The following is a 16785-nucleotide window of genomic DNA, read 5'->3' on the forward strand; positions in this document are numbered from 1 at the left end:
CGGGACGGGGGGGCTTCCCGGCTCGGGCGGGGACGACGGCCGCGTGGCGGTCGTCGGGATGGCCGGGCGGTTCCCCGGCGCCCCCGATCTGGACGTTTTCTGGGAGAACCTGACGCGGGGCCGGGAGGGGATCACCTCCTACTCCGACGAGGAGCTGCGGGCCGCCGGCGTCGACCCGGACCTGCTGGAGCGGGACGGGTTCGTGCGGGCCAAGGGGGAGCTGGCGGACGCCGACCGGTTCGACGCCTCCTTCTTCGGCTTCAGCCCGCGCGAGGCGGAGATCATGGATCCCCAGCACCGGGTGTTCCTGGAGTGCGCCTGGGAGGCCCTGGAGTCCGCCGGATGCGTGCCGCAGGACTTCGACGGGCGGATCGGCGTGTTCGCCGGGGCCGGGTTCAACAGCTACCTGCTGCGCAACGTGATGACCGATCCGCAGGTCGTCGGGGCGGCGGGCATGTACCAGACCGTGCTCGCGGGCGACAAGGACTTCCTGTCCACCCGGGCCGCCTACAAGCTGGGCCTCACCGGTCCGGCGATCACCGTGCAGACCGCCTGCTCCACCTCGCTGACCGCCGTCCACCTGGCCGTGCAGAGCCTGCTGGCCGGCGAGTGCGACATCGCGCTGGCGGGCGGTGTGAGCGTCGGCGCCCCGCTCCGGGACGGGTACGCCTACGAGCCGGGGGGCGTCCTCTCCCCCGACGGCCACTGCCGGCCGTTCGACGCCGACGCGGGCGGCACGGTGCCCGGCAACGGCGTGGGCGTCGTCGTCCTGCGCCGTTTGGCCGACGCGCGGACCGCGGGCGACCGGGTCGACGCCGTCGTGCGGGGCAGCGCGGTCAACAACGACGGTTCCCTCAAGGCCGGTTACACGGCGCCCAGCACGGACGGCCAGGCCGAGGTGATCACCGAGGCGCTGGCGGTCGCCGAGGTGCGCGCCGGTGACATCGGCTACGTGGAGACCCACGGCACCGGCACCGCGCTCGGCGATCCGATCGAACTCGCCGCCCTCAACCGGGTGTTCCGGGAGGACACCGACGCCGTCGGGCGGTGCGCGATCGGCTCGGTCAAGAGCGGCATCGGGCACCTGGACGCCGCCGCCGGGATCGCCTCGTTCATCAAGACCGTGCTGGTCCTCCGGCACGGCGTCATCCCGCCGACCCTCCACTTCAGCCGCCCCCACCCCGAACTCGCGCTGGAGAGCAGCCCGTTCCACGTCCCCGCCGAGGCGCGGCCCTGGCCCGGGCAGGGGCGTCCGCGGCTGGCCGGGGTGAGCTCGTTCGGTATCGGGGGCACCAACGTCCACGTGGTGCTGGAGGAGGCTCCGCCCGCCGGTGACCCGCCCGCGTCCGGGACGGAACCCGCCCGGCCGGTGGTGCTGCCGCTGTCCGCCCGGACCCCCGGGGCCCTGGCCGAGGGCGCCCGGCGCCTCGGCGGCCACCTGGAACGCCGTCCTGACGACGCCCTCACCGATGTCGCCCGCACCCTCGCCCTCCGGCGGCGCGCCTTCGAGCACCGGGGCTTCGTGGTCTGCCGCGACCACGACGAGGCGGTCGCCGCGCTGCGGGCGCCGCTGCCGGCCGGCCGGCCCGTCCCCGCGGGCCACCGGGCCCCCGTCGCCTTCCTGTTCCCCGGGCAGGGCGCCCAGTACCCCGGGATGGCGAAGGACCTGTACGACCACGAACCGGTGTTCGCCGCCGAGTTCGACGCGTGCGCCGGCCTGTTCGCCCCGCACCTCGGCGAGGACCTGCGCGCGCTGGTCCTCGCCCCGTCCGCCGACGACCCGGAGGCCGCGCGGCGGCTGGAGCGGACCGCGCTCACCCAGCCCGCCCTGTTCGCGGTGGAGTACGCCCTGGCCCGGCTGTGGACGTCCTGGGGCGTCAGGCCGCGGGCGATGGCCGGGCACAGCGTCGGCGAGTACGTCGCGGCCTGCCTGGCCGGGGTGTTCAGCCCGGCCGACGCGGCACGGCTGGTGACGTTCCGCGGCCGGCTGGTGCAGGACCTGGAGCCCGGCGCCATGCTCACCGTGTTCCTGCCCGAGGACGCGACCCGCGCCCTGCTGGACGACCGGCTGAGCGTGGCCGCCGTCAACTCGACGGAGCTGACGGTGGTCTCCGGTCCGACGCCGGCCGTCGACGCGCTGGAGGACGAGCTGAGGGCGCGGGGTGTCCCCTGCCGTCGGCTGCGCACCTCGCACGCCTTCCACTCGCCCTCCATGGACGGCGCCGTCGCCCCGCTGGCCGAGGAGGCGCGCACGGTCCGGCTGAGCCCCCCGGCCGTCCCCTTCCTCTCCAACGTGACCGGCACCTGGATCACCGACGAGCAGGCCACCGACCCGGAGTACTGGGGCCGCCACCTGCGCGCACCGGTGCGGTTCGCCGACACCCTGGCCGAACTGCTGGCCGACCCGGCCCTGGTGCTGATCGAGGCGGGTCCGGGGCGTACGCTCGGCGACCTCGCCCGCGGACACCGGGACTGGAGCGCCGACCGCACGCTGGTCACGTCGCTGCGCCACCCCGCGGACCGGCAGGACGACCGGGTGCACCTGCTGCGCGGGCTGGGCACCGCCTGGTGCGCGGGCGTGGAGGTCGACTGGGCCGCGGTCCGGGGTGCCGGGGCCGTCACGGACGACGCCGCGGACCCGCCGCGGCCGGCGGTGCGGCTGCCCGGGTATGCCTTCCAGCGGGAGCGCTACTGGGTGGAACCCGGTCCCGGCGTCCCCGGGCGGGGAGCCGGCCCGCAGGCCGGGCGGGCCCCGGTGCGCGGCGCCGCGGTCGACGACTGGCTCCTCGCCCCGGGCTGGCGGCGGCTGGCGCCGACGCCCGGTGTCCCCGCCGCCACGGCCCCCGGGACGCTGTGGGTGCTGCTGGGCGAGGAGACCGGACTGGGGCGGGCCCTCGCCGGGCTGCTGGAGCGGCGGGGGGCGTCGGTGGTCACCGTCCGTTCCGGCGGCGCCGGGTTCGCCGCCGCGGGCGAGGACCGCTTCACGCTCGACCCGGCACGCCGCGAGGACTGCGCCGCGCTGCTCAAGGCCCTGGACGCCCGCGCGCCGGAGGCGCTCCGCCTCGTCCACCTGTTCGGCCTCGCTCCGGAGAGCTCCCCCGTCCTGGACGCCGACCGGCTCCGCGCCGGCCGCGCGGCCGGCTTCGACTCGCTGCTGGCCCTCGCCCAGGGCCTCGACGAGGTGCGGCCGGCCGCACCGGTCACGGTGGACGTGGTCTGCCACGGCGTCCGGAGCGTCACCGGCGACGAGGAGCTGCGGCCGGAGCTGGCCACCCTGACCGGCGTGACCACGGTGATCCCGCAGGAGCTGCCCGGGGTCGCGGTCCGCACCCTCGACGTCTCCGGCACCGACCTCGCCGCGCCCCGGGACACCTCGGTGGCAGCGGTGTGCGACATGCTGACGCGCCCCGTCCGGGAACGCGACCTCGCTCTGCGCGGACGGCACTGGTGGGTACGGGACTTCACCCCCCTGACGCCGGCCGGTGCCGGTACGGGCGGTGGTGCGGACGGCGGTACGGGCGGCGGTGCGGTGCGGCTGCGGGACGGTGGCGGTTACCTGATCACCGGTGGTCTCGGCGGGATCGGGCTGGCCCTCGCCGAACATCTCGCGCGGTGCGTCGACGCACCGGTGCTCGGTCTGCTGGGCCGTTCGCCGCTGCCCGCCGAGGCGGAGTGGGACGGCTGGCTGGCCGCGCACGGCCCGGACGACCCGACGAGCGTCCGTGTCCGGCGGCTGCGCGGGCTGCGGGAGCTGGGCGCCCGCGTCCTGCCGCTCACCGCCGACGTGACCGACGCGGAGCAGACCGCCGAGGCGGTGCGGACGCTGCGGGAGGCGGCCGGCGCCCTGCACGGTGTGGTGCACGCCGCGGGCGTCCCGTCCACCGGGACGATGGCCCGCAAGTCCGCCGAGGACGCCGACCGGGTGCTGGCCGCCAAGACGCTGGGCACCCTGGTGCTCGACCGGGTGTGCGGCGACGAGCCGGACTTCCTGCTGCTGTGCTCGTCGGTCACGGGGGTGCTGGGCGGTCCGGGCCAGAGCGACTACTGCGCCGCCAACGCCTTCCTCGACGCCTACGCCGAGTGGCGCAACCGGCGCGGTGGCACCACGGCCGTCACCTCCGTCGCCTGGGACACCTGGAACGGGGTGGGCATGGCGGCCGGCCTGGCCGAGCGGCTCGGCGGCGGTGATCCCGCGGGCGGCACACCGACCGGGCACCCGCAGCTGCGCCTGCTGGAGAGCACCGGCCGGTCGGCCCACTACACCGCGACCTACAGCACGGCGGACACCTGGGTGGTCGACGACCACCGTCTGATGGGGCACGGCCTGGTGCCCGGCACCGCCTTCGTCGACCTGCTGCAGGCCGCGCTGGCGGAGCGGGCCGGGGAGCGCGTGACCGAGGTGCGGGACCTGCTCTTCATGCACCCGGTGATCGTTCCGGACGGGCAGTCCCGCACCGTGCACCTGATCGTCGAGGAGGACGCCGCGGACGGGCTCCCGGACGACGAAGGCGGTGCCGGGCTGCGGTTCGCCGTGCGCAGCCGGCACGGCGGCTCCTGGCGCGACCACGCCATCGGCCGGGTGACGTTCGCCGAACGCGGCCCCGAGACCGTACGCGACCTGGAGGAACTCCGTGTCCGCTGCGAGGCCGACGAGGTCCTGGACACCCCCGAGGCGCTGCGCGAGCGGATGCGGCTGGACGTCTACGAGCGGGGGAACGGGCCGCTGGAGTTCCGGTTCGGACCCCGCTGGCGCATGATGCGCACCCTGCACGTCGGACGTCGCCGGCTGCTGGCCACGCTCCGTCTCGACGACGCGTTCCTGGGCGACGTCGAGGAGTACCCGCTGCACCCGGCGCTCCTCGACATGGCCGGCGGCGCGTTCCGCGTCCACGCCACCGACCTGTACTACCTGCCGCTCACCTACCGCGCCGTCCGGGTGTACGACCGGCTGCCCGGCACGGTGGTGTGCAGCGTCGAGACCCACGACCCGGGCGACGGCGAGACCCTGTCCTGCGACATCGAGATGCTCGGCACCGACGGCCGGCTGCTGGTCGCCGTCACCGGTTTCGGCGTCAAGCGGATCAAGGACATGGACGCGCTGCTGGAGCAGGTGGCCCGGGACGCGCGGGAACCCGCGGCCGACCGGCCCCGGCAGGCCCGGTCGGCGCTGCTGGACTCGCTCGGTGACGGCATCGGCGAGGAGGAGGGCGTCGAGGTGTTCGCCCGCCTGCTCGACGCCCCGGTCCTCCCGGACCACGTGGTCGTCTCGGCGAGGGACTTCACCGCCCGGCGCGAGCTGTTCGCCGCGCTCACGCCCGAGCTGCTCGCCCGGGAGCTGGGGCAGCTCACCGCCCCGGCCGCGGCCCATCCGCGTCCCGCCCTGGACACGCCGTACGAGGCGCCGTCCACCGAGGACGAGCGGGCGGTGGCGCTGATCTGGCGGGAGATCCTCGGTCTGGAGGAGGTCGGGGTCCAGGACGACTTCTTCGCCCTGGGCGGGCACTCCCTGGCCGCCGTGCAGATCGGCACCCGGCTGCGGAGCCGGTTCGGGGTGGAGGTGGACCTCCGGGAGTTCTTCGCCTCGCCCACCGTCGTCCACACCGTCGCGTTGCTGGAGACGGCCCGGGAGCGGCAGGACGCGCCCCCGGACACGATCCGCCGGCTGGACCGCGCGGACACCGCCGACGACACGCCGGACGGCCTCGACGCGCCGGACGGTCTCGACGGTCTCGACGGTCTCGACGACCTGTCCGACCTCTCCGACCTGTCCGACGAAGAGGTGGAGGCCCGGCTGCGGGAACTGCTGGCCGAGGAGCAACGGGAACACGACGAGCAGGAGGGGGTCTGAGCATGAGCACCACCGTCCCGGAGGACCTCTCCCCCGAGGAGAGGCGCGCGCTGCTCGCCGAACGTCTGCGGGCCCGCAGGAAGCGGCAGGACCAGCAGCTCCGGCGGGCGAAGCCGAAGCGGCAGCGGTTCGCCGCGTCGTTCCCGCAGCGCCGCATGTGGTTCCTGGACCAGCTGACGCCCGGCACCCCGGCCAACAACGTGCCGGCCGCGGTGCGGCTGATCGGCCCGCTCGACATCGACCTGTGGCGGCGGGCCACCGACGAGGTCGCCCGCCGGCACGAGACCCTGCGCACGGTCTTCGAGGAGGCCGACGGGGAACCGGTCCAGGTCGTCACGGACGACCTGCGTCCGCGGATCACCGTGGTGGACTGCGCCCGTCTGCGGGGCGCGCCCGACGAGCGGGAACGGATCCGGGAGCTGGCGCAGGCGGAGTTCCGCCGCCCCTTCGACCTGAGCACCGGCCCCCTGACGCGGATGACGTTCCTGCGCCTGGCCCCGGACGAGCACGTCCTCGTCTACACCATCCACCACATCGCCGGTGACCTGTGGTCCACCTCGATCTTCTTCGGCGAACTGATCGGACTCTACGTCTCCTACGTCTCGGGCACCCCGGCCGACCTGCCCGAACTGCCCGTCCAGTACGCGGACTACGCGGCCTGGCAGCGGGAGCGGCTCGCCGCCGCGGCCTTCGACACCGACCTGGAGTACTGGAAGCAGGCCCTGGCCGGTGCCCCGGCCGCGCTGGAACTGCCCACCGACCGGCCGCGCCCCGCGGTGCAGTCCGAACGCGGCGCGTCCCGTCCGTTCCGACTGTCCGCCGAGGCGATGGACCGGGTGCGGGAGTTCGGCCGGGCCGAGGGCGCCACCCCCTTCATGACCGTACTGGCCGCCTTCCAGGTGCTGTTGCACCGCTGCAGCCGGGAGGAGGACCTCGTGGTCGGCGTGCCGGTCGCCAACCGGGGCCGCGCCGAGGTCGAGCCGCTGATCGGCTACTTCGTCAACATGCTGGCGCTGCGCACCGATCTGTCCGGCGCCCCCTCCTTCCGGCAGGTGCTCCAGCGGGTGCGCCGGGTGTGCCTGGACGGCTTCGCCCACCAGGAGCTGCCGTTCGAGCGCCTGGTGGAGGAGCTGAAGCCGCCGCGCGACCTGTCGCGCAGCCCGGTCTTCCAGGTCTCCTTCGTCTTCCAGAACGTCGAGATGCCCCGTACGGAAGCGGCCGGGCTGCGCGTGGAGTTCATGGAGGTGGAGACCTCCACCGCCCGCTTCGACCTGGAACTGCAGGTCTTCGAAAGGCCGGAGGGCCTCAGCGGCTGGTTCGAGTACAACACCGACCTGTTCGACGGGGCCACCGTCGAGAACATGGCACGTCATCTGGAGGTCCTCTTCGACCAGTTGCTCGCCCACCCGGACCGTCCCGTCGGCGAGGTGGCGATGCTGACCGACGCGGAGCTGCGGGAGCAGACGGACCGGCACCGCACCGGCCGCCGCGACTGGCCCGAACCCCTGGCCGCACACCGGCGGTTCGAGCGGCAGGCGGCGCGCACGCCCGGCGCCGAGGCGGTCCGCTGCGACGCGGAGGCGGTCGGCTACGGCGAGCTGGACCGGCGGGCCGGCCTGCTCGCCCGCCGGCTGGTGCGCCGGGGCGTCGGACGGGACGTGCTGGTGGGCATCTGCATGGAACGCTCCGTGGACATGGTGGTCGCGCTGCTGGCGGTGCTGAAGGCCGGCGGCGCGTACGTGCCGATCGATCCGGGGTTCCCCGCGGAACGCGTCGCGTTCATGATCGAGGACTCGGCCCTTCCCGTCCTGCTCACCCGCCGCCCGGAGGCCGGGAGACTGCCGCCGGTCGACGCCGCGGTGCTGTGCCTGGACGAGCCGGACGACGAGCCGGGGGCGGAGCCGGACGACGGGCCGGGGGCGGAGCCCGCCGGGCCGCCCGCGACCGGTCCCGACCTCGACGACCTGGCGTACGTGATCTACACCTCGGGCTCCACGGGCCGCCCCAAGGGGGTGCGGATCCCGCACCGGGCCCTGGGCAACTTCCTGCGGTCGATGGGGGAACGCCCGGGGTTCACGGCGGACGACACGCTGCTCGCGGTCACCACGTTCTCCTTCGACATCGCCATGCTGGAGCTGCTCCTGCCCTTGGTCGAGGGCGGCCGTACGGTGCTGGCGGACCGTGCCACCGCCTCCGACGGCGCCCGGCTGGCGGAGCTGATCGGCTCCTGCGGGGCGAACGTCGTCCAGGCCACCCCGTCCACCTGGCGGATGCTGCTGGACGCCGGCTGGCCGGGCGTGCCGGGGCTGCGGGTCCTGGCCGGCGGCGAGGCGCTGCCCGCCGACCTGGCCGAGCGGCTGCCGGCCCTCGGCATGGAGCTGTGGAACATGTACGGCCCCACCGAGACCACCATCTGGTCGGCGGTCGCCGAGGTGACACCGGGCAGCCCGGTCACCCTCGGCGAGCCGATCGCCAACACCGAGCTGTACGTCCTCGACGAGGCGCGGCGGCCGGTGCCCGCGGGGGTGCCGGGTGAGCTGTACATCGGCGGTGACGGGCTCGCCCGGGGTTACCTCGGCCGGCCCGAACTGACCCGGGAGCGGTTCGTGCCGCATCCGTTCGGCGACGGCGCCGGCGACCTGCTGTACCGCACCGGGGACCTGGTCCGCCGCCGTCACGACGGCGGACTGCAGTTCCTCGGCCGTATCGACCACCAGGTGAAGCTGCGGGGCTTCCGGATCGAGCTGGGCGAGATCGAGGCGACGCTGCTGCGGCACCCGTCGGTGCGCGAGGCGGTGGTGCGCGTCCGTGAGGACGTGCCCGGCGACCAGCGGCTGGTCGCCTACCTGGTGGCCGATCCCGCGGCCGGCGCCCCGGACCCGCGGGAGCTGCGGTCCGTCCTCGCCGAGCGGCTGCCCGGGTACATGGTCCCGGCGGCCTTCGTCGTCCTGGACGCGATGCCGCTGACCCCCAATGCCAAGATCGACCGCTCCGCGCTGCCCGCGCCCGACGGCGGCGGGCCGGGCGGGGCGGACCGGGTCGCACCGCGTGACGCCACGGAGAGGGCGCTCTGCGCCCTGTTCGCCGAGCTGACCGGCCACGACGAGGTGGGCGTCGAGGACGACTTCTTCGACCTGGGCGGCCACTCGCTGCTCGCGACCCGGCTCGTCTCGCGGATCCGGGCGGCCTTCGGCGCCGAGCTGGGGGTGCGCACCCTGTTCGAGGACCCGACCGTCGCGGGTCTGGCCCGTCACCTGTCCGGGAACCGGGACCCCTCCGACGCCCGGCCGGCCCTGACGCCCGTCGAGCGCCCCGAGGTGCTGCCGCTGTCCCACGCGCAGCGCAGACTGTGGTTCCTGCACCGCCTGGAGTGTCCGTCCGCGACCTACAACATCCCGGTCGCGCTGCGGCTGACGGGCCCCCTGGACGTCGCCGCCCTGCGGAGCGCGCTGGGTGACCTGGTGGCGCGGCACGAGGCGCTGCGCACCGTGTTCCCGGACACCGACGGCGTGCCGCGCCAGCTCGTCCTGCCCGCCGGGCAGGCCCGCCCGGCGCTGGAGGTCGCCGGGGCCGGGCCGGACTCCCTCGACGAGGCGCTGGCCGCCGCCGCCCGGCACCCGTTCGACCTGACCCGGGAGGTGCCGCTGCGCGCGCGGCTGTTCTCCGTCGGCCCCGAGGAACACGTCCTCTCGCTGACGGTGCATCACATCGCGGCCGACGGCTGGTCCATGGCGCCGCTCACCCGCGATCTGGCCGCCGCCTACACCGCCCGCCGCGACGGCCGGGAACCCGGCTGGACACCGCTGCCGGTGCAGTACGCCGACCACACGCTGTGGCAGGACCGGCTGCTGGGCGACAGGGACGACCCGGACAGCCTGTGGAACCGGCAGCTCGCCCACTGGCGGGAGGTCCTGGCCGGCCTGCCGGAACGGATCGCCCTGCCCACCGACCGGCCGCACCCCGCGGAGCCGACGTACCGGGGCGAGGTCGTCACCTTCCGCTGGGACGCCGGACTGCGCGAGGCCGTCGCGGGCCTCGCCCGGGCCTGCGGTGCCAGCGACTTCATGGTGGTGCAGGCCGCGCTGGCCGCCCTGTACCACCGGCTGGGCGCGGGCGACGACATCCCCCTGGGCACGGCCGTCGCGGGACGCACCGACACCGCCGCCGAGGACCTGGTCGGGCTGTTCACCAACTCGCTGCCGCTCAGGGTGGACGTCTCCGGCAGGCCCACCTTCCGGGAGCTGCTGGCCCGGGTGCGGGAGCGCAGCCTGGACGCCCACGCCCACCAGGACCTTCCCTTCGACGCCCTGGTGGACGCGCTGTCGCCGAGCCGCTCCGCCACGCATCCCCCGCTGTTCCAGACCATGGTGGCCTGGCAGAACACCCCGGACGCGGTGCTGGACCTGCCGGGGCTGGAGGTGCGGCCCGTCCCCGTCTTCACCGGCACCGCCCGGATGGACCTGTCCTTCCTGCTGGAGGACCGCCGCACCCCCGGCTCGGCCCCGGACGTGATCGACGGCTGCCTGGAGTACAACGCCGACGTCCACGACCGGCGAAGCGCCGAGAACCTGCTGCGCCGCCTGCGCACCCTGCTCACCGCGGTGACCGCGGACCCCGACCGGCGGATCGGCGACATCGACCTGCTCACCCCCGTGGAGCGTCACCGGGAGCTGGTCGAGCACAACGACACCGCCCGGCCGACGCCGCCGGGCGGTCTGCCGGAGCTGTTCGAGGCCCAGGCCGCGCGGACCCCGGACGCCGTCGCGGTGGCCGGCAGCGAGGGGCGGCTGACCTACGCCGAACTGGACGCCGCGGCCGGCCGGCTGGCCCGGCGGCTGGTGGAGCTGGGCGTGGGACCGGAGACCGGGGTCGCGCTGCGGATGGAGCGTTCGGCCGCCCTGGTGGTGGCGATCGTGGCGGTGGTCAAGGCGGGCGGGGCGTACGTCCCCCTGGACCCCCGCTACCCGCTGGACCGGCAGCGCCTGATCCTCGCGGAGACCGGCGCGCCGGTGCTGCTCACCGACGGCTCGGACGGCGAGCTGCCGGCCGGTGACGGCGTCCGGGTGCTGACCGTGAACCATCTCGACCACACCGGCGGGGACGGCGACGGGACCGTCGCGCGGGCGGCGGCCGACCCGGACCACCTGGCGTACGTGATGTACACCTCGGGCTCCACCGGTGCCCCGAAGGGCATCGAGGTCACCCAGCGCAACGTGATCGGCCTGGCCACCGACCGGCTGTGGGCGAACGGGCGCCACACCCGGGTGCTGATGCACTCGCCCACCGCCTTCGACGCCTCCACCTACGAGCTGTGGGTGCCGCTGCTGTCCGGCGGCCGGGTCGTGGTCGGACCGGCCGGCCCGCTCGACCTCGAGCTGCTGGTCGAAACCGTCGTCGAGCAGGGAGTGACCTCGGCGTTCTTCACCAGCACCCTGTTCAACCTGCTGGTGGAGCGCCACCCGCAGGCGCTGGCGGGCATGCGCGAGGTGCTCACCGGCGGTGAGGCGGCCTCGCCCCGCGCCGTCGCCAGGGCCCTGGAACTGTGCCCCGACACCGAGTTCCGCAACGGCTACGGCCCCACCGAGACCACCACGTTCGCGCTCACCCACGCCTTCCGGCTGTCGGAGGACGGGTCGGTGCCCATCGGCCGGCCGATGGACAACACCCGCGCCTACGTCCTGGACGAGAACCTGCGTCCGGTCCCGCCGGGAGTGCCGGGCGAGCTGTACCTGGCGGGCGAGGGACTGGCCCGCGGCTACCTGGGCCACCCGGCCCTGACCGCCCAGCGGTTCGTGGCCGATCCCTTCGGGCCCCCCGGGGAGCGGATGTACCGCACGGGCGACCTGGTCCGCCGGCTGCCCGAAGGCTGGATCGACTACCTGGGCCGTACCGACACCCAGGTCAAGATCCGCGGCTTCCGGATCGAGCCCGGTGAGGTCGAGTCGGCCCTGACCGCCCTGCCCGGGATCAGCGCCGCCGCCGTGACGGTGCACCGGCGCCCGGCCGGGGGCAGGGAGCTGGTCGGCTACGTGGTGCCCGCCCGGGGCGCGGCCCCCGATCCGGTCGCGGTCCGGGACCGGCTGGCCCGGCGGCTGCCGGCGTACATGGTCCCGGCGGCGGTGATGGTGCTGGACGCCCTTCCCATGACCGCCAACGAGAAGGTGGACCGCGAGGCCCTGCCCGAGCCGCGGTTCCCCGCCCGCACGGCCCCCTCCCGGCCCCCGGCCACGCCGGCGGAGCGGGCGCTGTGCGAGGCGTACGCCGCGGTGCTCGGTCTGCCCGAGGCCGGTGTGGACAGCGGCTTCTTCGACCTGGGCGGCGACAGCATCCAGGCGACCCAGCTGGTGGCACGGGCCCGGCACGCCGGACTGGTGATCACCGTCCGGGACGTCTTCGCCCACCAGACGGTGGAACAGCTGGCGGCGCAGGCCGACCGCGCCGGGGACGGCCGCGCGGTGACGGCCGTGCACGACACCGGCACCGGCGAGGTGCTGCCGACGCCGGTCGTGGAGCGGCAGCGCCTGCTGGGCGGCCCCGTGGACGCCTTCAGCATGGCCGCGGCCGTGACTCTGCCCGCCGACGTCCGGCCGGGGCCGCTGACCGCGGCGCTGCAGGCGGTGCTCGACCACCATGACATGCTGCGTTCGCGGCTGGTGGTGCGCGCCGACGGCACCTGGCGCCTGGAGGTCCGCGAGGCGGGCACCGTGCGGGCCCGGGAGTGCCTGCGCAGGGTCACCACCGCCGGCCTGACCGAGGCCGCTCGGGCGGAGCGGGAGGCGGCGGAGGCGGCGGCGGCACGGAAGCGGCTCGCGCCCGCGGACGGGGTGATGGTGCAGGCCCTGTGGTTCGACGACGGCGCGCGGCGGCCGGGCCGGCTGCTGCTGGTCGCCCACCACCTGGTGGTCGACGGCGTGTCCTGGCGGATCCTGCTCTCCGACCTGGAGGCGGCCTGGGCGGCGGCCGACGCCGGCCGGCCGGCCGCGCTGCCGGCCGGCGGCACCTCGATGCGGCGCTGGGCGCGGCTGCTGGCCGGCCGTGCCGCCTCCGGCACCCTGACCGCCGAACTCCCGCACTGGCAGGAGGTGCTCAGGGACGCCGTGCCCCTGGTGGACGGCGCACCGGACCCGGCACGGGACCTGGTGGCCCGGGCCGGCGAGCTGACCCGTATGCTGCCCGCCGAGGACACCCGGCCGCTGCTGGAGCGGACTCCGGCCGCGCTGGACGCCCGTGTCCAGGACGTCCTGCTGACCGCGCTCGGCACGGCGCTCACCGGGTGGCGCGGCCGCCGCACCGGGCGCGCGCCCGGTGCGGTCGTGGTGGACGTGGAGAGCCACGGACGCCACGAGGGCCTGGGCGCCGGGGTGGAGCTGTCCCGTACGGTCGGCTGGTTCACCAGCATCAGCCCGGTCCGGCTCGAACCGGCCGGCCCCGACCCGGCGGCGGACGTACGGCGTACCGGCCGGCGGCTGCGGGAGGCCCCGTACCACGGTCTGGGCTACGGCATGCTGCGCCACCTCGTCCCGGACGCCGCCCGTGCCCTGGCCGGACTGCCCGCGCCGCAGGCCGTGTTCAACTATCTGGGCCGGGTGCCCACCGCGGCGCCGGACACCGCCTGGGCGCCGCTGCCCGCGTCGGAGGTGCCCGACGTCGGCGGCGGTGACCCCGGTGCTCCCCTGCCGTACCCCCTGGAGATCAACGCCGTCGCCCAGGACGGCCCGGACGGTCCGGAGCTGGTGACGCGGTGGACCTGGGCGCCCGGCCTGCTGGACGGGGAAGCGGTCCGGGAGCTGGCCGAGGAGTGGCACACGGCGCTGCGGGACCTCACCGGGCACGCCCGGCGGACCGGGCCCCCCGCCGGACGGGAGGAGCCGGCCGGGAGGCGGGCGTCCGTCGAGGCGTCCGTCCACGGGCGCATCCCCACCGGAGCCGACCACGGCCGGGGCGTCCCGCTGTCCTTCGGGCAGCTGGAGTTCCTGCTCCAGCCGGTCGGTCCCGACCACCCGCACCACAACGCGGTGGCGGCCTGGCAGCTCACCGGCCCCCTGGACGAACCGGCGCTGCGCGCCTGCCTGGACGATCTGCTGCGGCGCCACGACGTCCTGCGCACCCGCTACGTCGACCGGGGCTCCCGCTCGCTGCAGTTCCTCCAGCCGGTGACCGCCTGGCCGGTGGAGGCGCACGACCTGCGCCACCTCGGTCCGGACGCCCGGGCGGAGCGGCTGCGCGAGCTGGTCGACGCCGAGATGAACCGCTCGTTCCGCATCGAGGACGGGCACCTCGTGCGCGCGCTGCTGTTCCGCCTGGCGGACGACGTCCACGTCCTGGCCCTCGACCTGCACCACATCGTCGTCGACCACTGGGGCTTCCAGGTCCTGGTGGAGGAGCTGAACGCGCTCTACCGGGCCCGGGTGCGCGGCGTGGCCCCCGACCTGCCCGAGGTCGAGGTCCAGCACCTGGACTACGCGGCCTGGGAGCGGGCGCTGCTCGCCGACGGCGCCTTCGACGAACACGTCGCCTACTGGCGCGACGAGCTGCGCGGCGCTCCCCGGAGACTGGACTTCCGGGCCCCCGCGCACCAGCGGGTCACCGCGCCCGAGGGCTTCACCAGCAGTTTCGTGCTGGACGCGGTGACCACCAAGGCGCTCAGGGAGACGGCCCGGCAGGAGGGCGTGACCACCTTCATGGTGCTGCTGGCGGCCTACCAGCTGCTGCTGTCCGCGTACTCGGGCAGTGACGACATCGTGCTGACCCACCCGCTGTCCGGCCGGGAGCGGCCCGAGACCCAGCGCATGGTCGGCCCGTTCGTCGCCATCCTCGCCGCCCGGTCGCGGATGAGGGACAACCCCGTCTTCCGCGACCTCCTCCACCGGGTCTACGAGGCGGAACTGGAGGCGTACGCCCACCAGAACGTCCCGCTGCGCGCCCTGATCGCCGACGGCGAGGTCGGCGACGGTCCGATGCCGATGCGCATCCTGTTCAACATGCTCGGCGTCAGGGGGGACCCCCTGGACCTGGAGGGGCTGACGGTCGAGCCGGCCAGAACGGGGGTGGGCGACGACGGCGTGCTGTCCGAGCTGATCACCGTGATGCGGCCGCACAACCTGGACCTGTACCTGATGATGCGCGAGGACGGGGACGAGATGCGGGGCATGTGGCTGTTCCGGCCCGAGTACGTGCGCCCCGAGGTGATGGGGGTGCTGGCCCACCAGTGGCCGGCCGCCGTCGACCTGGTCCTGCGCCGTCCGGACCTTCCGGTGGCCGAGCTGCGCGCCCTGCTTCTGGACATGGTCCTGCCCGCCGGCCCCGGCGAAGGGGACGGCCGCGCCGGGAAGGACGGGAATCCGTGAGCGGACCGTGGACGATCAGCCGCAGGCCCGGCCCGTACGCCCGCTGCCAGCTGTTCTGCTTCCCCTACGCGGGCGGCAGCGCCGCCGCCTACCAGGGGTGGCACGACCTCGCCCCGCGCGGTCTGCACGTGTGCGCCGTGGAGCTGCCGGGGCGCGGCATCCGGGTCCGGGAGCCCGCCCTCCAGGACTTCGGCGCCCTGCTGGACGGGCTGGCGGACCGGATCGAGCCGGCGCTGGAGGTGCCGTACGCGTTCTTCGGCCACAGCATGGGCGGCCTGATCGCCTACGAGCTGACCCGGCTGCTGCACCGGCGCGGCGCCCCCCTGCCCCGGCACCTGTTCGTCTCCGCGTCCGCCGCCCCCGGCACGGTCCACCGGCGCAGGTCGCTGCGGCACGCGAGCGACGAGGAGGTGCGGGCGGAACTGGCCGACCTGGGCGGCACTCCGCGCCGGCTGCTGGAGGAACGGGAGCTGATGGCCCTGGTGCTGCCGACGCTGCGCGCCGACTACGCGGTGCTGGAGGGATACCGGCACCGGCCCTCCGGCCCGCTCCGCACCCCGCTCACCGCCTTCGCCGGCCGCTCCGACACCGTCGTGCCGCCCGACGAGGTCCGCGAGTGGCGGCGGTTCACCGCCGGGCCGTTCCGGCACCGGCTGGTCGACGGCGGCCACTTCTACCTCGGTGACGCGGCCGGGGAGCTGCTCGCCGCCGTGGCGGAAGCGGTCGGTGCCGCCGACCCCCTCGACCCCGAGAGGTCCCCATCCCGAGCGACGGAGGTTCCATGAGCATCAGCACCGGCCCGGTGGCCCTGGTCACCGGCGGCACCCGCGGTATCGGCCGGGCGGTCTGCCTGCGGCTCGCGCGGGACGGCTACGACGTCGCCCTGTGCTACGCCTCGGACAGCGCGGCGGCGCGGACCCTGGAGAAGGAGGTCGGGGAACTGGGCCGGAAGGTGTACGCCCGGCGTGCCGACGTCAGCGACCCGGCAGCGGTCCGCACCCTGGTCGCCGGGGTGCGGGACGCCCTCGGGCCGGTCACCGCGCTGGTCACCTCCGCCGGCGTCCTGCACGACGCCCCGCTCGCCCTGATGGAGAACGACCAGTGGCAGGACGTCCTCCGGGTGCACCTGGACGGCGTCTACCACGTCTGCCACGCGGTCGTCGAGGAGATGACGCGGCAGCGGTACGGCGCGGTGGTCAACCTGTCGTCGGTGGCCGGCCTGCTGGGCAACGCCGGGCAGACCAACTACGCGGCCGCCAAGGCGGGCGTCATCGGCTTCACCAAGTCGTTGGCGCAGGAGGTCGGCCGGTACGGCATCCGCGCGAACGCGGTGGCCCCCGGCTACATCGCCACCGATCCGGTCCGGCGGCTTCCCGAGGACGTGCGGGAACGCGCCGTGGAGCGGGTGGCGCTGCGCCGTCTGGGCGAGCCGGAGGAAGTGGCGGACCTGGTCTCCTTCCTGCTCTCCGACCGCGCGGCCTACATCACCGGGAGCGTGTTCCGCATCGACGGCGGCTTCCACTGACCGCGCCGGCCTCCGGCCGCGCGTCCCGTCCCGCACACGTCGGGAGGCACCGCCTGGCCTGAACC

Annotated in this window: 4 protein-coding genes; all 4 read left to right on the top strand. The window is 75.4% G+C overall.

Going from position 1 to position 16785, the window contains the following annotated elements; translation table 11 throughout:
• The first annotated feature begins 43 nt into the window (after positions 1-43).
• Genes ACZ5FU_RS28180 through fabG form a run of 4 tightly spaced genes read left to right on the top strand, consistent with a single transcriptional unit; the run spans position 44 to position 16720 of the window.
• The gene (locus ACZ5FU_RS28180; RefSeq protein ID WP_469047299.1) at positions 44-5848 is read left to right on the top strand and encodes a type I polyketide synthase; all 5805 of its coding nucleotides are present in this window, start codon (positions 44-46) and stop codon (positions 5846-5848) included.
• A 2-nt stretch (positions 5849-5850) separates the two neighbouring features.
• On the top strand, positions 5851-15195 hold the full coding sequence (locus ACZ5FU_RS28185) for an amino acid adenylation domain-containing protein (protein WP_469047301.1): 9345 nt from the start codon (positions 5851-5853) through the stop codon (positions 15193-15195).
• A complete protein-coding gene (locus ACZ5FU_RS28190) occupies positions 15192-15980 on the top strand; it encodes a thioesterase II family protein (RefSeq protein ID WP_469047302.1) in 789 nt (262 codons plus the stop codon). Before ACZ5FU_RS28185 ends, ACZ5FU_RS28190 begins: the two co-directional genes overlap by 4 nt.
• The gene (gene fabG, locus ACZ5FU_RS28195) at positions 15977-16720 is read left to right on the top strand and encodes a 3-oxoacyl-ACP reductase FabG (RefSeq protein ID WP_469047304.1); all 744 of its coding nucleotides are present in this window, start codon (positions 15977-15979) and stop codon (positions 16718-16720) included. Before ACZ5FU_RS28190 ends, fabG begins: the two co-directional genes overlap by 4 nt.
• Positions 16721-16785 lie beyond the last annotated feature (65 nt).

This window comes from Streptomyces sp. NPDC031554 (genome assembly GCF_055580685.1).

Bases quoted from the DNA above. Each gene is read 5' to 3' on its own strand.
- ACZ5FU_RS28185 (WP_469047301.1), top strand. From the start codon at position 5,851: ATGAGCACCACCGTCCCGGAGGACCTCTCCCCCGAGGAGAGGCGCGCG.
- fabG (WP_469047304.1), top strand. From the start codon at position 15,977: ATGAGCATCAGCACCGGCCCGGTGGCCCTGGTCACCGGCGGCACCCGC.